The sequence below is a fragment of the Shewanella sp. Choline-02u-19 genome, assembly GCF_002836205.1.
GTDB lineage: Bacteria > Pseudomonadota > Gammaproteobacteria > Enterobacterales > Shewanellaceae > Shewanella.
Window position 1 is genome coordinate 2,687,220 of record NZ_PJBE01000013.1, and the last position, 22,632, is coordinate 2,709,851.

The 22,632-nt window shown below is 44.0% G+C and carries 16 protein-coding genes; 6 read left to right on the forward strand and 10 right to left on the reverse strand.

The window, feature by feature from the left end; genetic code table 11:
* Positions 1-181: 181 nt before the first annotated feature.
* The 5 genes from CXF83_RS18370 to metE all read right to left on the reverse strand — a co-directional run bounded on the left by CXF83_RS18370 (position 182) and on the right by metE (position 6,708).
* A complete protein-coding gene (locus tag CXF83_RS18370; protein WP_101092938.1) occupies positions 182-706 on the reverse strand; it encodes a protein disulfide oxidoreductase in 525 nt (174 codons plus the stop codon).
* A complete protein-coding gene (locus CXF83_RS18375) occupies positions 706-1,485 on the reverse strand; it encodes a DsbA family protein (protein ID WP_101092940.1) in 780 nt (259 codons plus the stop codon). The genes CXF83_RS18370 and CXF83_RS18375 overlap by 1 nt, the downstream gene beginning before the upstream one ends.
* A gap of 120 nt (positions 1,486-1,605) precedes the next feature.
* Positions 1,606-3,669, reverse strand: a complete 2,064-nt coding sequence (locus CXF83_RS18380; protein WP_101092942.1) for a protein-disulfide reductase DsbD family protein — start codon at positions 3,667-3,669, stop codon at positions 1,606-1,608.
* 195 nt (positions 3,670-3,864) lie between these two features.
* Positions 3,865-4,200, reverse strand: a complete 336-nt coding sequence (locus CXF83_RS18385) for a hypothetical protein (RefSeq protein ID WP_101092944.1) — start codon at positions 4,198-4,200, stop codon at positions 3,865-3,867.
* Positions 4,201-4,437: 237 nt separating this feature from the next.
* Positions 4,438-6,708 (reverse strand): 5-methyltetrahydropteroyltriglutamate--homocysteine S-methyltransferase, encoded by a 2,271-nt coding sequence (metE, locus tag CXF83_RS18390; protein ID WP_101092946.1) that lies wholly within the window; start codon positions 6,706-6,708, stop codon positions 4,438-4,440.
* 175 nt (positions 6,709-6,883) lie between these two features.
* On the opposite strand from metE, the gene CXF83_RS18395 reads away from it, so the two are divergent.
* Positions 6,884-7,786, forward strand: coding sequence for a LysR substrate-binding domain-containing protein (locus CXF83_RS18395; protein ID WP_101092948.1), 903 nt, complete (start codon positions 6,884-6,886; stop codon positions 7,784-7,786).
* 56 nt (positions 7,787-7,842) lie between these two features.
* Here CXF83_RS18395 and CXF83_RS18400 read toward each other — a convergent pair whose 3' ends face one another.
* The gene (locus CXF83_RS18400; RefSeq protein ID WP_101092950.1) at positions 7,843-8,571 is read right to left on the reverse strand and encodes an HDOD domain-containing protein; all 729 of its coding nucleotides are present in this window, start codon (positions 8,569-8,571) and stop codon (positions 7,843-7,845) included.
* Positions 8,572-8,905: 334 nt separating this feature from the next.
* Positions 8,906-9,499: a GDSL-type esterase/lipase family protein gene (locus CXF83_RS18405; RefSeq protein WP_101092951.1), complete on the reverse strand. Its 594-nt coding sequence runs from the start codon at positions 9,497-9,499 to the stop codon at positions 8,906-8,908.
* A 407-nt stretch (positions 9,500-9,906) separates the two neighbouring features.
* On the opposite strand from CXF83_RS18405, the gene CXF83_RS18410 reads away from it, so the two are divergent.
* A complete protein-coding gene (locus CXF83_RS18410) occupies positions 9,907-12,063 on the forward strand; it encodes a TonB-dependent receptor (RefSeq protein WP_101092953.1) in 2,157 nt (718 codons plus the stop codon).
* A 91-nt stretch (positions 12,064-12,154) separates the two neighbouring features.
* On the opposite strand, the gene lgt is transcribed toward CXF83_RS18410, so the two are convergent.
* A complete protein-coding gene (gene lgt / locus CXF83_RS18415; RefSeq protein ID WP_101092955.1) occupies positions 12,155-12,940 on the reverse strand; it encodes a prolipoprotein diacylglyceryl transferase in 786 nt (261 codons plus the stop codon).
* 678 nt (positions 12,941-13,618) lie between these two features.
* On the opposite strand from lgt, the gene CXF83_RS18420 reads away from it, so the two are divergent.
* From CXF83_RS18420 to nhaD, 3 genes are all read left to right on the forward strand, one after another.
* On the forward strand, positions 13,619-14,638 hold the full coding sequence (locus tag CXF83_RS18420; RefSeq protein ID WP_101092957.1) for an aspartate carbamoyltransferase: 1,020 nt from the start codon (positions 13,619-13,621) through the stop codon (positions 14,636-14,638).
* Positions 14,639-14,666: 28 nt separating this feature from the next.
* Positions 14,667-15,956: a glutamate-1-semialdehyde 2,1-aminomutase gene (gene hemL / locus CXF83_RS18425; RefSeq protein ID WP_101092959.1), complete on the forward strand. Its 1,290-nt coding sequence runs from the start codon at positions 14,667-14,669 to the stop codon at positions 15,954-15,956.
* Between the two features lie 936 nt (positions 15,957-16,892).
* Complete coding sequence (nhaD, locus tag CXF83_RS18430) at positions 16,893-18,140, forward strand: sodium:proton antiporter NhaD (protein ID WP_101092961.1); 1,248 nt, start codon at positions 16,893-16,895, stop codon at positions 18,138-18,140.
* Positions 18,141-18,241: 101 nt separating this feature from the next.
* Here the strand turns inward: nhaD and CXF83_RS18435 are convergent, their stop codons facing one another.
* Positions 18,242-19,258, reverse strand: coding sequence for a general secretion pathway protein GspB (locus CXF83_RS18435; RefSeq protein ID WP_101092963.1), 1,017 nt, complete (start codon positions 19,256-19,258; stop codon positions 18,242-18,244).
* The gene (locus CXF83_RS18440; protein WP_101092965.1) at positions 19,258-20,877 is read right to left on the reverse strand and encodes an ExeA family protein; all 1,620 of its coding nucleotides are present in this window, start codon (positions 20,875-20,877) and stop codon (positions 19,258-19,260) included. Before CXF83_RS18440 ends, CXF83_RS18435 begins: the two co-directional genes overlap by 1 nt.
* 312 nt (positions 20,878-21,189) lie before the next feature.
* On the opposite strand from CXF83_RS18440, the gene CXF83_RS18445 reads away from it, so the two are divergent.
* On the forward strand, positions 21,190-22,419 hold the full coding sequence (locus CXF83_RS18445) for a multifunctional CCA addition/repair protein (RefSeq protein ID WP_101092967.1): 1,230 nt from the start codon (positions 21,190-21,192) through the stop codon (positions 22,417-22,419).
* Positions 22,420-22,632 lie beyond the last annotated feature (213 nt).

Consider the following 22,632-nt stretch of genomic DNA (forward strand, 5'->3'; position numbering starts at 1 on the left):
AAAGATGTTAACCAGTATAGAACACCAATGACGGCGGTGTTTTCCATTTCATTTATAATGATGAAGTGCTTAGCAGAGTGCAGATCACCGATAACTCTTCAGTGCAAAAATATAATAGATAATAAAAAGGCAGCCGACTTGGCTACCTTAGACTGAATACAACATGAGGGAACAGCTGGCTTTATGCCAACAGCATTCGCCACCACATTCCTGGTAAGCTGGTAAAACCACTGGTATAGAACTGCAGTTCACCGTCTTTAATCACCATCAACGTCGGCGTCACATTGACTGAAAAGTCTCGGGAAAGTAGCCCCTTCTTGTCATTAACCACGGGGAAATCATATTGTTTGTGCTTCAAATACTGGCTGAGTTTTTCATCACTGCCGGAGTTCATCGCCACAGTCACCACCGAATATTGTGACGCCATTATATCAACCGATGGACTAACAAAGCTGCACACTGGACACCATGTTCCCCAAAAGTACAGCAGAACAGGCTCCTGATAACTCATCGCCAGAATATCTACGGGCTCACCATTTAGAGTCATCGCTTTTAAGTCTGGCAGATTATCGGTGGGGATATCTTTACTGCGCCACAGATCTAACGCTGCAGAAAACAAGGTGAAAACCACCAGCATAATAGCTATTTGTTTAGCCCCATAAAGTACTTTACTCAATAGGGATTTATAGGCATTCGGCTTCGTCATTATCCTTGTGCCTTAAGCGCTTTTTCAACCTCTTGTTTAAGCGTTTCAAACGGTACTAAACCAGGGATTATCTGCTCACCAATAATCATACTTGGGGTTCCCCGAAGACCGAGTTGTCGCATTAACTGTAGATTTTCATCCACAATGGCATCCACTCGGCTGTCATTTTTACCCAGCCACTTCTGCGTGTGTGTTAACTTGGCCACTTTGGCGATAGTCGCGGAGTCTAGCCGGCGAGGCGCTGCCATCAAAGTCTTTTTAAGTGCAAGGTATTTTTCAGGTTCATTCAGCCAAACCGTTTGCGCCAACTCGACCGCTTCTACAGCACTTTGTCCCTGTAACGGTACCATTTTAATAATGATTTTCAACTGAGGAAATTCGGCTATTAATTTTTCCAACTCTGGCTCTAACTTTTTACAATAAGGACAGTTAAAATCGGTAAAATAAACCATGGTAACGTCTGGCGACTCAGCGCCTTTCCATGGATCTGTTTTTGTATTAAATAGCGCCTGTTGATACTGCTTGATGAGCGACTTAGCGCTCGCTTTCTGCGAACCTTGCTCGCGTACTTGCATAGCAATAATCGCCTCTTTAAGCAGATCTGGGTCATTGAGCAGCATCTCTTTCAATATACCCTTAACTTCTTGCTGTTGCCCTGCACTAAGCTTACCTTCATCCGCTTTAACACTTGCGCTACTCACCGTTTGAACCCCGATAAATGTGAATATGACCGCTAGAGCCACGCCTATTATGCTTTTTGCTTTTACGCTTAATGTCATCTTAATACTCTCTTAAAAATACTATCTTCAAACGGTCCTTTTAACCGTTTTCAGTCATATAGGTTTAGCTCGCTAGCGTCTGTCACTATAGTCGCTAGCGAGTTAGGTTTGCCGTATACGCTAAAAAGGACCTTTAGCAGAGGCTTTATTGATCGCTGCGATCACCTCCTTTGAAGACAAAATCACAGGCAGTTCGATCCCATCAGGAGCATTGGGCCCATAAACCACATTAAACGGTACGCCATAGCGATTATGGCTCTGTAAATAGTCGGTAATAGGCGCCGAAGGTTTAGTCCAATCACCGATAACAAGATCTATATCATTTTGTTTTAAGCGGCTATAAACAGGGTCTTGTAATATCACCCCGACTTTATTGGCTTTACAGGTAATACACCAATCTGCGGTCACATCAACGAAGACCACTTTCCCTTCAGCGACTTTTGCCTGAATGTCACTTTGTTGCAGTGGAGTCCAACTAAGATCTGTGGGTAACGGACGCGCCCAGTTATCTGATGTGGCAAAAGCAGTTATCGCACTGACAAGAATACCCATGCTAATACTGGCGATCACGGCAGCAGAGCCATGAACCCTAGCCATCAACGTGATAAATAACAGCACTAATATCGCCGCAGCAACCCATAGAATGCCCGTTGAAATGAAGTTGGCTAATAAGCTAATAAGCCAAAGACTGGTGAGTAACAATAAGCCTGCAAAAATAACCTTAACCACATTCATCCAGCGACCGGGCTTTGGAAAGTAATTCGCCACTTGCGGGACTGCCGCGACCATCAACCATGGTAACGCCATTCCGACAGCTAAGGCCGTAAAGATAACAAACAAGCTGATAGCATCTGCCCCAAGTGCAAATGCGACTGCAGTGCCTAAAAAAGGTGCGCTACAGGGTGTGGCCAATAGTGTCGCGAACATCCCTTGTAAAAAGTGACCACGGTTGTCATTGCCACCGGTCGTCGCCAGCTTTGTTTGCACACTAGAAGGCAAGTTAATTTCAAATGCCCCTAACATGTTTAAGGCAAATACAGAGGTGATCAACGCCATAAAGCCAATAAACCAAGGGTTTTGGAATTGCACGCCCCAACCTATTGCTTGTCCGGTGACTTTTAGGGTAAGAATAAAGCCCGCTAACAGCCAGAAAGAGACCAAAATACCTAAAGCTGACGATAAAAATTGTTGTCTTATCTTAGTTTTATTAAATTCTGGCGCGGCCACAACTGCACTTAACTTCATACCGAGAACCGGTAACACACACGGCATGACATTCAAGATCAAACCACCGAGTAGTGCTATCAGCAACATAGTCAGTAATGACGATCCACTATCAATAATATCCACCGCGGTCACCGGTGCGCTGTACTCAATAGCCGTATCCGCCTCTATCACAGTGACATTTAACGATTTACCAATGAGATCCGTTTCTCCTAACCAACTGCTACCATCAAAAATGGCTTTTAGTTGTTTAACCCCTTGATCATCGGTACTGGTTTCTACCTTTTTTAATTTAAAGGTAACGTCGGGTTCACCATCAATAATCAATTGCGGATATTGCCAATCGCCCTCGTTTAGTAACACTTCAAGTTGTCGCTTTTCTTGATCCCAACCAAGGTTAATGTCGGCGTCAGTCTTATGCAGTGGCACGCTCGATGTTGCCTTGTTATAGGCAAACATCGCGGCGGGATCCGCTGTCATACGCTTAGGATCAATGTTTAGGTTTATTTCATAATCGGTTAACACGCAGATGTTGGTACAGCTAGATAACGTGAGCAAACCTTTAATTTTAATAGGTTTATTAATATCCTTACTCTGTAATAACATCGGAAACATCACATCATGCTTATATCCAAATGTCTGTAAACCCAGTAATGAAAAGGCTTCTGGTGTGGGCCAGTCCCAACTTACATTGGCAAGGTTTTCCGATTGTTCCCAATCAATACTAGGAGCAATGCCGCCTTCTCCAGGGCTGCGCCAATAGGTTTTCCAATCACCGTCAAGCTTAACCTCTAACACCGCCGGCAAGGTCTTGCTTACGGGATCTAGCTCGCCAGTAAGCATGAACTTAGCGGTAACTGGCGGGTGATTTGGATTTTCAATCCACCCAGTAGATTGGGCAAAGGTTGAGCTCGATATTAACAAGCCAAATATCAGTAAAAAGGGTTTAACAATTTTCAATTTCGTCTCCGTAGCAATGCATAATCTCAGCTCTCTAAGCAATAAAGAGGCTGAGCTTTTTGAGCTAAGTCGTTATGCTGTCAGCACATTTCCAAAAGGCTTACTGAGTCACAGTAAGCGCAAAATATATTGATAAAAGATGGTGTAAAGCGCAAATAGAGTCAGTTTAGCGGTAAAGCTAATGACTTTTATACGTTACTCTTGAAAACGACAAAAAAAGAGGTGTATTCGCCGTGGTTTAGGCAGAATCGGAACATCAAGAACCCAATGCAATTGGCGGAAAACGATAGGTAACATTGGAATGAAAAACAGCAATAGCAATACAAGGCTTAGATTCGGTTCATCCATGCAAACCCGTAAAGATTTTGCAGATAGCTCACAAGCCTTTACGGTTAATTCATCCAAAGATTGTTCTGCCGTCCAACTCTGCGTGCTGAATTGCGGCACATCATGGCTAATAATCTGATTGATAGTATGAAATATTCGACTATTTTGCATCAAACATAAAAAAATCAGCACAGTAAAAACCATGACGACTCCATTATTAGTGGTTTGTTTTTTGCAAAAAAAGCGAATAACGAACTCCAGAACTATCGATTATCACCAGCGTCATGCGCCAATAACAGATAAGACCGAGCTTTAGCAGATTTAGTTCATCAAGATATAGAAATAACTTTGTCTCGATGTAATTAAGTTCAATTTGAGTCCAATGACACTCACTGAAGTTGAGTGTCATTGGAGCTATTATTGAGGATAAATATAGCCCTCTTAGTTTAATTTTCTACGGAGGATCTTGGTGGCTTCAACAAGATTGATTAACGCTGGCTCAACTTCATCCCAAGTACGCGTTTTAAGACCACAATCAGGGTTAATCCACAGTTGCTGCACATCGATTTTTTGCACTGCTTTTTCCATTAATGCCACAATGTCATCAACCGACGGAGTGTTCGGGCTATGAATATCGTAAACGCCTGGACCAATTTCGTTCGGATAATTGAAATCTTCAAATGCGTTCAGCAACTCCATCCGTGAACGTGAGGTTTCAATGGTGATAACATCCGCATCCATTGCAGCTATTGCGGCGATGGTTTCATTGAATTCGCTGTAACACATGTGCGTGTGGATCTGGGTGTCATTGACCACACCTGCTGCGCTTAATTTAAAGGCATTAACCGCCCAGTTAAGATAGTGCTGCCAATCACTCTTTTTAAGCGGTAAGCCTTCACGAAACGCAGGTTCATCGATTTGAATAATACCAATCCCCGAATTTTGCAACTCGACCACTTCATCACGAATCGCCAAACCAATCTGAGTCGCTATCTGTTCACGGCTGATATCTTCTCGGGCAAATGACCAATGCAGGATGGTTACCGGACCTGTTAGCATGCCTTTCACCGGTTTTTCAGTCAGACTTTGAGCAAATTCAGCCCACTCAACCGTCATAGCACTGCGGCGCGATACATCACCATAAATAAGCGGCGGCTTAACACAGCGAGAGCCATAGCTTTGTACCCAACCAAATTGCGTAAAGCCGACACCATCAAGCTGCTCACCAAAGTATTCCACCATATCATTACGTTCAGCCTCACCATGCACTAATACATCAAGACCAAGCTTTAGCTGACGTTCAACCGTATCTTTGGTGACTTGGCGTAATTGCTCATTGTAGATTTCTAGTGTGATCTCTCCTTTACGCCAGCGACCTCGTAAACCACGAATAGCAGGGGTTTGAGGAAAGCTTCCAATCGTCGTCGTGGGTAATAACGGCAGTTTATATTTCTGCCTTTGCACTGCTTGACGTATTGTAAATACATCATCACGCTCGTAATCAGCCGCGCTTAACCCTGCAACTCTGGCAATGACATCTTGATTAGCCGCTTTTGCTCTAACGGTTCGTCGCGCTACACACTGCTTAACAATCTCAAGGCTTTGTGTTGAATTAGGATCTATTAACAACTGCTTAAGTTTGCTCAGTTCAGAGAGTTTCTGTTTTGCGAAAGAAAGTTGCTGTTTCAATTCTGGCGCTAATTGGGTTTCTACTTCCAAATCGACAGGGCTATGCAGCAATGAACATGAAGGTGCTAACCAGAGTCGCTGCTTAAGATCATTGGCCACATTTGAGATAGATTCTGCAATATGGTCCAGTTCTGCCGCCCATACATTGCGGCCATTGATGACACCAACGGATAGCACCTGTGTTGCTCTTAACGTGTCAACAAATGGCGCGAGCTGCTCGGGTCCACTAACAAGATCAAGATGTAACCCTGCTACGGGTAACTTAGCCACCAATGTATGATGATGGGCGATGCTACCGTAATAACTTGCCAGTAGAATACTCACTTCACTGCTTGCTAGCGCTTGATAAGCTTGAGTAATCGCCTCGGTCCACTGACTATCTAACTCGAGCGCTAAAATAGGTTCGTCTAACTGCACCCATTCAACGCCTTGCGCCGTAAATCGAGCCAATATTTTACCGTAGGCGATTAATAGCGCTGGCAACAATGACAGTTTATCAAACTCACTATCGACCGTTTTTGCCAAGTAAAGAAATGACACAGGCCCAAGCAGTACCGGTTTGGCTTGATAGCCTAACGCCTGTGCTTCTGAGACCTCTTCAAATATTTGTTCATAGCCAATACCGAATTGTTGATTTTCGGTGAGCTCCGGCACGATGTAGTGATAGTTAGTATTGAAATACTTGGTCATTTCTGCAGCGGGAGCGTCTTTTCCTGTTGGCGCTCGGCCACGACCGACGCGAAACAAAGTGTCTAGGTCTATCCCATTTTCACCGCGGTGACGAACGGGGATCACATCTAAAGTGGCACTCAAATTAAGGATCTGATCATAATATGCAAAATCCCCAACCGGGATTAATGAGACTCCAGCATCAGCCTGCCAGCGCCAGTGTGTTGCACGTAATTCTTTAGCAATATCAAGTAGATCATCTTGACTGCTCTCTCCTCTCCAATACTTCTCGACAGCGAACTTCAATTCACGTAACCGACCTATTCTAGGGAAACCCAAACTATTTAATTGCATACTGTATACCTTCTAGTGTTAAGATGAGCAAAATTCAGGCATACGCTCATCTGAATAGCATTATTCCAATATCCATCAGGATGTCTGGACGTCTAGAAGTTTATTGTGATAGTCTCTTTCATCGCAATCGAAATGAATTCAAGAGCAACATGAGAAAATTTCATCTGAGGATAAAATGATAGAGCTTAGACATTTACGTACATTAGTAGCCCTTAAGGAAAGCGGCAGCCTCGCTGGAGCTGCCAAGAAACGCTTTGTCACACAGTCGGCACTGTCTCATCAGATCAAAGAACTTGAAACCAGGATTAATTCGTCCATTTTTGTGCGAAAAAGCAAGCCTCTCTCTTTCACCCAAGAAGGTGCCAGATTGTTAAATCTGGCAGAAGATATTTTACCTAAAGTCATTGAAACTGAGTTTGACCTCAAAAAGGGACTTGAAGAGGGCGATAACAAACTTGGTGTCGGTATTGAATGCCATAGCTGTTTTCGCTGGCTAATGCCCGTTATGGAGCAATTCAGACAGGAGTATCCACAGGCCGATCTCGATCTTTCGAGTCGCCATCTTTTCGACTCTCTCAACGCGCTTGAATTAGGGGAACTGGATGTGGTGTTAACGTCAGATCCGGTACCAGGACAAGCAATTGCTTACCAACATCTTTTTGACTTTGAAGTGCGACTTGTTGTGTCCAGCGATCACCCGCTTGCAAAAGAGCAATATGTCACCCCGAAACAACTCGAAAACTTACCTATTTTAAGTTACCCAGTATCGCTAGAACGTTTGGATATTTATCGCCATTTCATGGAACCTGCGGGCATTCAAGCAGGGCCGGTGATTAAGTGTGATCTCACCATGATGTTACTACAACGCATCGCGTGTAAAGATGGTATTGCTGCGTTACCAAACTGGTCTATTAGCGAAAGCCACGGCTTAAACCTCGTTAGCATTAAATTGGGTAGCGAAGGGTTAAAAAGACCCTTGTTTGGTGCTTATCGCAGAAATGGGGCTAGTGCACGTTTAGCGCAGCATTGGCTAGAGATGGTGGCAAAGGAAGGGATTTATCAACAGAAACTCGACTAACGATTTAATACTGTTACTCATAAAAAAAACCTGCTAACAGCAGGCTTTTTTATGTTCTATAACGGTCGCAATAATAGCTTTCTTTTAGCGAGCGTGCGCCGAAGCACCAATCCTGGTGAAGCAGCATTATGTGTTTGGCGTAAATTATGTGCGATCAAAAACTCATCACGTAACTCTTCATCGAGCCCCAATGATTCGAAAGCTTCCATCGTCAACGTTTGTTGCTGATTTTCAATAACGGCTTTAAGCACACTAAGCGAGTAGGGCTTATCGTTATCATGGTTTAAATAAGCAAACGCAGTCAACGCGATGATGTCACCAAATACGCTAAATAATGCTAATGTTTGCACTTCATCTGGGCTGATATCAAAGCTATTCATTTGATGTAGGCTATCAACAGCCTCTGTTGCAACGGCTTCAGTCAGTGCCCAGTAACCATGAACTAGTTTTTTATATGGCTCTTTTAGCTCATCTAACCTTTCTTTCAAATAAAAGGTAAACGCATAACGATAGATGTTCACCTGCCCTAGTCTCACTAAAGCATCTTTCAATGAACGATTCTTTATGGATGAGGCCGAGATTTGATTCGCCGTACTGCTGCGCCACAGTAAGTGCGCCGATAACGCCGGATCTGACGAGACAATATCAATCACATTTCGAATATCACCATCAGCAATGATGGCTTTTTTTAACGGGATAAGTATCCCTCTACGGCCAATTACCTGCTCTTCATTGCTGATAATAGCGCGTACTTGAGTAAATACCTGCTGCTCAAGATCTGTCATTTCAAGCGTTAAACCTTTTATTATATTTATTGATATACGCAATCAGCTTAAAGCTCTTAGCCATTGGTATTTGGGGCCAAGCCCTCATTCCCTAGCTTACCAAGTTTCAGCCATCTAATGCGCATTTAATTTCGTTCAGTGAATAAATCTGTGATTCGATTAACAGTCCAAATAAAGACTGCACTAGTGCGACAAATCCAAGTAATTAGTCTGTTTTATTCGCTGGCTGTTGCTAAAGTCCTCAGCGACTCAGTCAGGAGTCCAATGTACGTTGAGTATTCCTCAGCTAATTTTTACTGATAATACTGCCTACGGCATCATTTACCATGATTTATCACTGGTTTATCTTTTCAAGTATGGACTTGGCGAGTGCTAAGTAGCCACTATCATTAAGATGGATGGCATCTGACTTCTGACTCGAACGACTCAGTAAGTCGCTGAGTACGTCCTCAATGAGCACTAATCGATACTCGTCTGCCAATTCAGCATAAATAGGCGATGGTGATAGAAACAGACTTTTTTGAGGCACCGCTACCAACAATACTGTCACCCCTTGTGATTGAGCTTGTTCAATCATGGTTGCCAAATTAGCTTTAGTGCTCGCTTTAGACTGATTTCTGAGAAAGTCATTACCACCTTCAAGCAAAATGAGTAGTTCAGGCAAGTGTTTTGCTAATACGCTAGGCAACCTCTTAGCACCTTGACGAGTTGTTTCTCCCGACACCCCTGCATTAATCACATTTAGACCACTCATATTTGCCAGTTGACTAGGATAATCCATCCCTTTTGTCGCCCCTACACCTGCTGTTAGGCTATCACCGAATGCGATAACGGTAGCGTTATTCGACAATGCTGTCACTTTGGGTTCTTGGCAAGCTTGTAGCAGCAGTGCGAGCGACAATATAATAAAAATTAGGCTATTTCTCATTAGAGGCCTGTTATTTCAGTTGCAAGGAAAGATGCCAGTTAGCATACAAGTTATTGGCTTCAATTTGAAAGCTCAACTTAGCACTCGCTTTAACGACAGAGCCTTTGTAAATTTGTGTTTAATTTCACATATAATTTCGCCCAGCCCTCGGGTTTAAACGCCTAAAATTCATCCACTAACGTTATAAAACCATTCAAAGAAAGTCATAACTTAGATCTAAATCACAATCCTTATCATTTGCATTAAACTAATTGAACTTTACATAGACAGCAGAAATGGGCTTCGACATAATCGCCATCAACAATAATCATTATCATTTACAATGCGCGGTTAACACACCTTAAAGGATTGCTACACCAAGGGAAGGGATTGATTTATTACGGTGTCTCCGCTTTACGGGATCTATCATGAAGTTTAAGACCTCTTTAGTCGCACTGTCGATTTCAGCTACACTACTGCCACATATTGCTCAGGCTCAAGATGAAGATATAGAAATCATCACCGTCACCGCTAGTCGAATGGATAAGCCTGTCAGCTCAATTCCTAATACTGTTACCATCATCGACCAAGAGCAATTAGAAGAGCAGTTTCGTACCACTAAAGACCTCTCAACCATCATTGGCAATTTAGCGCCGAGCTTCTCTCCAAGCCGCCAAAAAATGAGCAATACTGGTGAGACACTGCGTGGCAGAGCCCCGTTAATCATGATAGATGGTGTACCGCAATCGAATCCACTGCGCAGCGGCGGTCGTTCAGGGCAGACGATTGATCCCGCAATGATCGCGCGCATTGAGATTATTCATGGTGCCAACGCCATGCATGGTTTAGGTGCCCAAGGCGGCATCATCAACTACATCACTAAAAAACCCACCGGCGACAATGAGCACCAAGTAAGTTTTGATGTCAGTGTGCCTAACAGCCTAGACGTTGATGGCATTAGCTTTGGTACCAGCTATGCCTTTTCTGGTGAATCAGAAAACTTAGACATGATTGGTTCTGTCAGTTACCGCAATAACGGTGTTTATTACGATGCTAACGACGACATGATTGGGGTTGATACCACTCAAGGCGAGTCGATGGACAGCCAAAGTGCCGATTTCTTTATCAAACTTGGCCACGATTTCGATGAGTCTCGATTGGAGCTAATGGTTAACCATTACAATATGGAAAACAACGGCAACTATATGGCCGTTAAAGGCGATAAAGAAAACGACGTGCCTACTGGCGCAATCGAACAAGACCAGCCTTGGGAAGCAGCCAACAATCAAGTCACCACCACTAGCTTGACCTATATCCATGAAAACATTGGCGGTCAGCAGCTAAACCTACAGTTTTTCAATCAAAATTTTGAAGCGGTTTACGGTGGTGGTTGTTGGGCGAGCTTTTACGACCCAAGCATGGAAGGCAGCGATCAGGTCACAGTCTGTGGCACTGGCACCAACGGCGAGTCTCTCTACTATGAGCAATCGCGTAATAAGTCAGTTAAATGGGGCATGAAAGCATCAATGCTGGCCAAAAACATCGCCGATTCTGGTGTCAGTATTGCGTACGGCTTGGATGTCTTCCGCGACACAACTGAGCAAGATATGGTGGTCAGTGGCGCCTCTTGGGTACCTGAAAGCACCTACGATAACATTGCGCCTTTCGCGCAAATAGATTACGACATCATCGACAATCTAACCCTATCGGGTGGCGTGCGTTATGAATACGCTAAGCTCAATGTCGATGATTACAAAACGTTATACGGTTACGGTGACAAACACATCGAGGGTGGCTCACCCGATTTTACCGAAACGCTATTTAATATCGGCGTTTCTTATAAACTGAACTCCGCGCTACGGATCTACACCAGCTACAACCAAGGCTTTGGTATGCCAGACGTTGGACGCGTACTCAGAGACGGCGATAACTTTCAAGGCGTGAACCCAAGTATTGAAGATAGCTTAGCGCTAGAGCCTATTGTGACTGACAATATTGAGTTTGGTGCCGATTACCAAGGTGACAACTTCTCAGCCAAAATCGCTTATTACCGCTCATCGAGTGATTACGGCTCACGCATGGTCGAAAAAGGCGATGGCAGCGGCTCGTTCGTGATTAAACGCGAAAAGAGTGTTATTGAAGGCATCGAGTCGAACATCACCGCTTACCTAGGCGATCATGATGATGTGGGCGTTAATATCGCAATCCAAAATGGCGAGTACGATTCTAATAATGATCAAAGCGTAGATACTGATCTAGATGGTGCCAACATGTCACCCAATCGTATTAACCTATTTTGGACCCATAACTACGACAACGATATCTCTACCCGAGTACAAGCAAATTACTATATGGATAAAGACTTTAAAAACGCGGATAACGATGTGTACGCCAACTTTGATGGTTACACCACGGTTGATGCATCTATCGCTATTCCAGTCTACGACGGCACCCTAAGCATCGGGATCCAGAACTTGCTCAACGAAGACTATTACACTTACTACTCACAGACTGTCGGTACAGACACACGTTACTTCAAAGGCATGGGGCGCACCGCCACTATCGGCTTTACACTACCGTTTTAATAACGAAATCAATAGACATTAAAAAAGCCACTAGCGTTTAACGCTAATGGCTTTCTTTTATCTCTAATCAAGACTTAAGTTTAGCCGTTCATCATCCCTTACGCTTACGCACATAAGGCAGTACTAACAGTGCAACACCAACGAGCAAGAATGGAATACTCAACAGTTGCCCCGCGCTAAATGTCCATGCATCAGCATAAACGGCTTGTTTAACCTTGACCATCTCGATAGCGAATCGCGCACTAAAGACTAATACCAAGAACAAACCAAAGATAGCGCCGTGCTTCTGCTTCATCTCAGTCAGCTTATAAACCGCCCATAACAACACAAATATTAATAAGTAGGCTATCCCTTCGTACAGCTGCGCTGGGTGGCGAGGTAGCATATCAACTCGCTCAAAAATAATTCCCCACGGTGCATCTGTCGGCAAGCCCAAGATCTCTGAATTAACAAAGTTGGCCATCCGCACGAAGAAGCCAAAGATAGCGGTCGCTATTGCCAAGCGATCGAGTAAAAACAAGAAGGGTAGCTTAACCTGACGCTGGTAATAGTAGAGTGCCAAAATAGCCCCAACACCCCCACCATGGCTGGCTAACCCACCTTCCCATATCGCGAAAATTTTCATTGGATGACTGAAGTAATAAGCAGGGTCATAAAATAGACAATGCGCTAAACGCGCACCAACAATAATGCCGACAACGCAATACATCAGTAGGTTATCCAGCGACTCTACCGGCAGTTTTTCCTTTATATATATACGCTTCATTACCTGAAAGCCCGAGGCTATCGCTAGCGCAAACATAATGCCGTACCAATGTACTTTAAGCCCCATAAAGCTAATCGCTACAGGGTCTACATTCCAAATTATATGGTCCAAATTTAACCTTCCAGATCTATGTCTTTAAATCAAAACGCCTAAAACTATTGCGCAGTTTTACCCTGCAACAAACGATTTAGCAAGTGCTAACAACCATATACATAGTGGCTGTAGATCTTTCACGGTTGTTTTTGCCGCAGTTTATTGGCTATTTTAACAAGGCGTAGGCTATGTCGTTTAGTCATTCTCCACAAATAGCCTACAACACCGTAAAAATAGCCAAGAAGCGCGGCCCTTAGGGTTCGTTTCAATACTTTTAGTCTTTTACAACTAGAGTGCGTTACGCGCTTTTCGCTTAGGTTGCTAAATCATCGCTCAAGCCTTGTACTAAAATAATTATTCCTTACGGTAAAGAATCGAACAAAAACCAAGCTCGAAAGATCAGCAGCCCCTAAACTCATGGGAACTTAATTAGTTCTCTAAAATGTGACCTCATTATTTCAATCTGATCATCAGCACGGCCGACATCTTCAAATTGCGACGATATTAACGGTCATTTTGGGTCGAAAACCCATCCAACTGTAAACATTTAGGTGAGCATATTCAATTGCGCGCATATTCCACTGCAACAGAATTTTTGCTATAGTGCCGCCTCAGCCACCCTACATAAATTTAGGGCTCACTAGCCGCGATTTATCGCCTGCTATAAAGCCCCCCAGAAATTGGAAATATAGGCTGATGACTCAGTTTCAAGGTTCACATATCCTCTCGGTAAACCAACTTAGTTTGGATTCCGTACAGAACATATTCAACGTTGCCACCCGAATGACCCCTTATGCTTTAAGACAAAAACGCACCACCGTCTTAGATGGAGCTGTATTGGGCAATCTTTTCTTTGAACCAAGTACGCGTACTCGCATCAGCTTTGGCTGCGCGTTTAGCTTGCTCGGTGGCAAAGTGAATGAAACCGTGGGTATGGCGTCATCCTCTTTGTCAAAAGGCGAATCCTTATATGATACCGCCAGAGTGCTATCGAGCTACTCAGATGTGATTGCGATGCGTCACCCTGAAGCATTTTCAGTTAAAGAATTTTCCGAGGGCAGTCGTGTTCCAGTCATCAATGGTGGTGATGGCTCAAACGAGCATCCAACTCAAGCATTACTAGACCTGTTTACCATTCAAAAAGAGCTCGCTGCAGGTGGGCGTGATATTAGCGGCATGCATATCGCTATGGTAGGCGACCTGAAATTTGGCCGCACAGTGCATTCACTTTCTCGACTCTTGTGTATGTATAAGGATGTCAGCTTCACGTTAGTGTCACCGAAAGAGTTAGCAATGCCTGACTATGTGATCAATGACATTGAAAATGCTGGGCATACGATCACAATAACAGATCAACTTGAAGGCAATTTAGACCGCGCTGATATACTCTATCTAACGCGTATTCAAGAAGAGCGCTTCCCTTCGCAAGATGAAGCAAATAAATACCGTGGAAAATTTAGATTAAACCAAAGTATTTATACAAAACATTGTAAATCGAACACAGTGATCATGCATCCGCTGCCACGAGATTCTCGTAAGCAAGCAAATGAACTGGATAACGATCTTAATAACCACCCTAACCTCGCCATCTTTAGGCAGGCTGATAACGGTTTATTAATTCGTATGGCACTGTTTGCACTGACGCTTGGTGTTGACTCTCAATTAGAGCAATATGAGCGCCCAGTTAATTGGTATTCACGAAAAGCTGAATTTTAATCAAGCTACTGACTTTTAAGGATCTAAAATGACCCGTTCCGACGAACTCTTTGAACAGGCTAAAAAAACCATTCCAGGCGGCGTTAACTCTCCAGTCCGCGCATTTAGTAGTGTTGGTGGTGCTCCACGTTTTATTGAAAAAGCCGATGGCGCATATATCTTTGATGCCGACGGTAAAAAATACATCGATTATGTTGGCTCTTGGGGCCCAATGATCTTGGGACATAACCACCCAAAAATTCGTCAAGCAGTACTTGCTGCGGTTGAAAACGGCTTATCATTTGGTGCGCCAACTGAACTTGAAGTCACTATGGCTGAAAAAGTCATCGAAATGGTGCCTTCAATGGAACAAGTTCGTATGGTGAGTTCAGGTACTGAAGCCACTATGAGTGCTATCCGTTTAGCACGTGGCTTTACTAACCGTGACAACATTTTAAAGTTTGAAGGCTGCTACCACGGCCACGCTGACTGCTTACTCGTAAAAGCAGGTTCAGGTGCACTCACTTTAGGTCAGCCAAGCTCTCCTGGTATTCCTGAAGATTTCGCCAAGCACACTTTAACGGCAACTTATAATGACCTTGATTCGGTTAAGGCACTATTTGAGCAATATCCAGATAGCATCTCTTGCATCATTCTTGAGCCTGTTGCTGGCAACATGAACTGCATTCCACCAGTTGAAGGTTTCTTACAGGGCCTACGTGCAATCTGTGACCAATACGGTGCATTGATGATTATCGATGAAGTAATGACGGGTTTCCGTGTCTCTAAGGGCGGCGCACAAGGTCACTACGGCGTAACACCGGATCTAACAACACTTGGTAAAGTGATTGGCGGCGGCATGCCAGTGGGGGCTTTTGGTGGCCGTAAAGATGTGATGCAGTTTATTGCGCCTACTGGCCCAGTTTATCAAGCAGGGACACTGTCAGGTAACCCAATAGCAATGTCTGCAGGTCTTGCACAATTGGACGCGCTTTGTGAAGACGGTGTTTACGAGCAACTCGCCGCTAAGACACAGTATGTTGCAGAAGGCCTTAAAGCATCTGCAAACAAGCACGGCATTCCAATGGCAATCAACTACGTTGGCGGCATGTTTGGTTTCTTCTTTACAGAAGAAGAGCAAGTGACCTCATTTGAGCAAGTGACCAAGTGCGATGCTGAGAAATTCCCAGTGTTTTACCATGGCATGCTCGATGAAGGCATTTACTTAGCACCAAGCGCTTATGAAGCAGGTTTCATGTCACTGGCTCATGGTGAAGCAGAACTGGAAGCAACGCTTGCTGCTGCTGATCGCGTTTTTGCAAAAATGGCAAAAGGCTAGACTTAACGCATACAGCTAAGGTTATAGACCCTAGTTAACGTCAAAGGAACACCTAGGTGTTCCTTTTTTATGGGCTTAATTTTAGATAATAAAAAAGGATGCTTTCGCATCCTCTTATATCGTAGCCACAGCACTAAGTATTTGACCCATTCAGAGCACCTCAGACTTTTCAATTCAAGACGCATTAGTGAAGCAATGGTTATTCCCGTTTAAGCCAATGCAAAGCAGAAGTGGAAAATCAGAGTCGCTTAACGAGTGCGGCCGACGTTTAAAGTAAATGGCAAAGCCCTTTAAGCTTCGTTGTCGGTTTTCGATATACGATTAAGTGGTCTATTTTGTTCCATACAAAATAAGACATTCCCGCCCTCCTTGGCGGTCAGATCCAGGAGATACGAGTCCGCGGATAGACGAAGGTAGAGCAATTATAGCGAGTCATGCATGGAGCTATTACCAAGGATGCCAGAGCCGAGTATAACGATTAGTTTCAATGCCCCATCTTGCCTACAGGGCTTTTAATTCCCACATAATGGTCGAACTTTTAATACAACGGGTATAAGTTTTAACTATAAAGTCCATCATCTGACCATGCCTATTTTCCGTTATATAAATTCAAGTACAGGTTTTTGCTTAATGGCAATAATTTCTTATTCAATCTCTCTTAGTTAAGCTATCTACTGCGTGTATTTTAACCACGAAAAAACAGTCATTGTCGCTACACATTAATAACAAGTCAGCGGTTAACACTAAGTTATACAAAATCCACAGTGTTAAGCTCACGTTTCTGCAATAACTTTGATCCAGATAACAGTTGCGTTCTTATTTATGCTGTGGTCTGATCGCCGCGCTCTAGCAAGGAAAGCTTAAACAAACCTTAAATTAGAGCAAGCCTGTACTGATTTCAGTATCCAATATAAAAATCTGTCTGTGAGTAGCCCTATGTTGTACGCATTTTTAATATCGCTAGCTGTACTCGCGTTGTTGAGTATTGTGTTTGAAGAAGTTACCCATCTAAATAAAGCTAAAACCACTCTGTTTTTTGGATGTATCTCTTGGATTGTGCTCTTTATGGCCGCGGGAGATCCCAGCCATGAAAAGTTAGTCGAAGAACAACTAAACGAAAATCTGCTGGAAATTGCCACCTTATGGTTGTTTCTGATGTCTACCATGACCTTTGTTGCGTATCTCAATGCCAAAGGAATGATCCAAGTACTGGTGCAAAAGCTATTTCCTGAACGTGTATCGGTGCGCATGTTAATGCTGCAAGTGGCATTGTTCTCACTGGTACTTTCCGCTATTTGCGACAACGTGACCGCAACGCTCGTTTCTCTGGGCTTACTCACCACTTTCAACCTAGAAAAGAACATACGTAGACGCATGGCCGTGCTCATCATTTTTGCAGTTAACTCGGGTGGAGTCGCGCTTATCACAGGTGATGTGACAACCTTGATGATCTTTCTTGGTGGCCATGTCCATATGTCAGAACTTCTGATGCTATCTATACCAGCTGCGGTTAGCGTCATGCTGCTAGCAGTGCTATTTTCACTTAAAGCTGAAGGCGAAGTCTGTACGACACCCATTAAAACAGAGGTTCGCTCAGTTGATATCGGTATCGCTGTCATCTTCTTTACCACGATTGTAATGACAATGGTGTTAAACATATTATTTGGGATCCCTCCAGTACTTACCTTTTTAACCGGACTGTCGGTGATGTTCCTTGTTGGGCATACAACACGCAGCAATAAAGAGGAGCTGCAGATCCTGGAGTATATCCGTCAAGTTGAATACGACACCCTGTTGTTCTTTTTAGGAATTTTACTGCTTGTAGGCATGCTTAAAGAGATTGGCACCTTGGATCTATTAACTCAGGTTTATACTCAGTTTGACCCTAACATCTCCAACTTTGTTGCCGGTATTGGTTCTGCGTTACTTGATAACGTGCCATTAACCGCGGCATTATTAAAAGCCGAACCCGCGCTTAATACACCGGAATGGTTAGGGCTGACATACTCAGTTGGTGTTGGCGGATCTTTACTTGTTATCGGCTCAGCGGCCGGCATTATCGCCATGAGTAAAGTAAAAGAACTGACCTTTGTTAGCTATCTTAAATATGTGCCGGCTCTAGCCCTATGTTATTCCGTCGGCTACGCACTGACCTTACTGTTGGCTTACCATTTCTACGGCTAGCACGACCAACAACAGAAAGTGATACGCACTAAAAAGGCCTAACGATTGTTAGGCCTTTTTAGTCACGATACTGCTCGAAGAACAGTTGTCAGTAGATTCACCTAAATTGCAGGGACCTTAAATTCGGTGCCCTGTATCGACAACACCACATCTCGAGGTCTAATCTCTACAATCGTGAGTTTACCTTGGATCTTATCGCCCTGCTGCAGTTCAGCGCCATCCACATTCAACCAGCGATTGTCCTCAACACTTGAGTATACATGCGCATTAATAGAAAATTCTGGTACCTGTAACTGCAAGCCTGCGGGTAACTGCCCGTACTTAGGAATACTATCCGTTTTTGGCGTGGTAGGGATAGGGTCTAATGCTGGCTGAGTCACCGGAGTGGCAAATGCGTTTTCTCGCTCGATATCTTTAAGCGCAGCTTCAAAAGCGGCAACGAGGTTATTGTCATTTTGTGGTTTCGGCTTTGAATCTAAACCAACGTCTGCAGCTGCAAGATCAACTTCGTATTGCAGTGATGCCAACATATCTTGACCACGTTGATTAGCATTAGCGCCCAATATAATCGGATCGGGTTGATTGCTAACGGCTTGCGGCTTAACTTCGGCAGGACTCTCGTCCGCTTCAACACTCTGTTGCGCTTTAAGTACTGCCGCGAGTAAATCGTTACCTTCTGCATCGTTCGACGTTGTCACTCTGCCAGCGGGTACAAACGATGTTTGACGGGCTTGAGGTCCACTGTTAGGCATTGCCCTTGCTACAGGTAACGCGACTTTGCCAGCAAGCTTTACACTTGCGTCATTAGCCTCAAACTGACGACCCGCCGCTGATGCAATATTGAGCGGTGTATTCGGTTGGTTCTGCTCCGGTGCGATTGCAAACGTTTGATTAGCGACGTTATCGTTATTATTGTTTTCTACCATGAACATTTGGCTCAACAACCACGCTAACGCAACGCTAAGTAACAGTAAAGCTGCAAAAACCACGGCGCGTTTAGCCATTTGATGCTCATGGCTAACCGTCTTATATTGGGCTCTAGGCGTCATTACAACATCATGTTGGATACCTTGAGACTGCTGTTTATCTCTCGTCACAGCATCGAGTAAAATTGACATTAATACAACCTCTTAGATTGACCTAAACGAGGTCCGACATCACTTAAGTAGAGGTTTAACTGCACCAATGTTTGTGCTCCGGCAATACCGTCAGCCGCCAATCCATGTTGCCGCTGAAATGCTTTTACTGCTTGCTCTAACTGGCCGTCAAACTGATACACTAATCGAGGTGATGATTCTGTCACAATGGCTAAACTATTTTCTAACCACTGCAATTGAGCCTGATTGGCAGACTTACCAATTTCACTGACTTGATTGTGAGGTGCTTGCCAAAGTATTTCGAACGTACCGCTAAAGTGTCGCGTAAACCAGTCTCGTTTAACCCACAACTGTTGCTCATTAAGTTGCAGTAACATCTGCTCACCTTGTCTTGCGACAACAGTGCCATAAAATGCTTGTTGCTGCTCATCGACAAGGTAAACAACGGCGGGGAAGTTTAACCTCACTATCGAATTCCAGTTACCCTGCTGCTGATAACAAGACAAGCCTTGTTGCTGCGCAGATTGACAGGCGGATAGACCGATATAAGGCGCTTTCTCCCACAAGCCTAAGATACTGGCATAAGCGGTGTCGATATCACGACTTTGTGCCATCGCATTTTTGAGTACTCGCTGACTGCTGCTCAATGTTGCTGTTGTGGTATCGACCTCGCGGCTGGTACTTCTATCATTAGAGGCTGAAGCTGGGAAACGATTAAGTTCTGAATTTGTGGTGTCGTTTGCCGATTGGCTAAAGAGGTAAAACGCCCCCGAGAAAGTCAATATTATTGATGCCGCTACGCCGATGGGAAGCCAGATGTTTTTCTTTTCAGGTTCTTCACCTAACACTTCTCGCGATGCCATATTGATCATATTTTTATCAATCGGCACTTTAGATTGCGCATAACTGGCCATTAACGCACGCTCACACAACAGGTTAATTAACCTGGGGATGCCATCACTGTGCTTATGTAACGTCTTAATAGCACTTTTATGGAATAAAGGTTCATGTCGACCAGCCACTTGCAGTCGATGCTGAACATACAGTGCAACCTCTTCGAGCGTTAACGGCAATAGGTGGTAGCGAGCGGTAATTCGCTGTGCTAACTGGCGCAACTCTTGCCGTTTAAGCAGCTGCTGTAACTCTGGCTGACCAATTAGAATCACCTGCAATAACTTCTTGGTATCGGTTTCTAAGTTAGTCAATAACCTAAGTTGTTCAAGCACTTCCGCTTTAAGGTGCTGCGCTTCATCAATAATAAGTACTGTATTACGGCCGTTACTGTGATTATTAAGCAAAAATGTACTGATGCGGTCCGTCAGTTGTTTAAGGCTTGGAGATTCACAGTAACTTATCTCTAATTCATCACATAACGTCGCCAGTAGCTCTAACTCCGTCAAAGCAGGGTTGAGAATAAAGGCAGTATCTGTGTTCTCGGGCAGTTGATTGAGTAAGCAACGCGACACAGTGGTTTTTCCGGTACCCACCTCCCCCGTCAGCAACACAAAGCCACCGGTTTCACCTAATCCGTAGGTCAGGTGTGCTAACGCTTCTCTATGGCGATCGCTTAGAAACAGATAATGTGGGTTTGGTGCTATAGAGAAAGGGTTATCTTTCAACCCAAAAAAAGCCTTATACATACTGCTTTTAATCCTTGTTAGAGGAGCTAAACCGCCGATTGGGCCGTTAATCACTCTGCTGTTTAGAAAACGTTTGAATGACTGCAACATAACACTTTGAGTGCCACTAACCTATCAGCTTAATTCTATACGCTTTGACAATAATCTATAAATTACACTCACGTTAAAGCCAAGCAGATCAGTTGTCAAAACTTGCGAGTACTTAAGCGGCTAAAGTAAGAGGTCTATCGGTTCAAGTTGTCGCCTATTTTGACAGCGAACAACGATTTATCCATGCTAAACTGCTACTTATGTCCATAAGTGAGCTTTATTGTGAAAATCTATCTCGTTGGCGGCGCTGTCCGCGATAATTTGCTAAATCTGCCGATAAAAGATCGTGACTATATGGTGGTGGGTGCCACGCCAGAGCAGATGTTGGCCTTGGGTTATAAGCAAGTCGGTAAGGACTTCCCGGTATTTCTACACCCCAGTACCCAACAAGAGTATGCCCTTGCCAGAACCGAGCGAAAAACCGCGGCAGGATATGGGGGCTTTAGCGTGGATGCTGCACCTAATGTAACCCTAGAGCAAGACTTACTCCGCAGGGACCTGACCATTAATGCCATTGCCCAAGATAGTGACGGAAACCAATATGATCCGTACTTGGGGATTGCCGATCTTAATGCCCGTATATTAAGGCATGTGTCCGATGCCTTCGTAGAAGATCCACTTCGCGTACTGCGTGTTGCCCGTTTCGCCGCCCGTTTTCATGCTCTGGGTTTTACCATTGCAGCAGAGACTCTCGAGTTAATGAGAAAGATCAGCCAAAGTGGTGAACTCGAGGCCTTAACGCCTGAGCGAGTTTATATTGAACTCGACAAAGCATTATCGAGCAATGCGCCACAAGTCTTCTTCAGCGTATTAAAAGACTGCGGTGCTTTGAGTATTTTATTCCCAGAAATTGATGCGCTTTTTGGCGTACCACAGCCTGAACAATGGCACCCTGAAATTGACACTGGCATCCATACGTTAATGGTGCTTGAGCAAGCCGCCAAGCTGTCTAATGACAATGCTGTAAGGTTTGCCGCACTACTACATGATCTCGGTAAGGCGTTGAGCCCTAAAGAATCGCTACCAAAACATTATGGTCATGGACAAAAAGGATTGCCCCTCATTAAAGCGCTTTGTCATCGCTATAGAGTGCCAAATGAATACCGCGATCTGGCATTACTGGTCAGCGACCAACATCAAAACATCCATAATGCGATGGATCTTAGGGCTGACACCATCGTTAAGCTGTTCGACAAAGCAGATTTTTGGCGTAAACCGCAACGCATAGAGCAGCTCTTACTCAGTTGTGAAGCCGATGCTAAGGGTCGTAAAGGTTTTGAGCTAAATGAGTATCCTCAGGCTGACTACATACAAGCGTGTTTTGATGCCGCATCGAATGTGGCAGTAAAGGCCATTATTGATGATGGTTTTAAAGGTGCGGACATTAAGCAACAACTTACTATCAAGCGAATTGCAGCGGTACAAGCACTCAAAAACAATCAGCCAAATTAAGGCGAAAATAAAAACTCAGCTTAGATTGATATTAATAGTCTAAGATTATGATTGTGTGAATTAGCATTTAAATTGCACTTAGCTTGCAATTGAGCAATTATTCGCTAAGGTATTCAGAGCTTAGCATTAAAATTCATAGCAAATTTTTTTGTCTATGACATAATTAAGCTGCTCAGTTGTTATGTGCAGCTGTGCTAATTAAATCCAACCTAA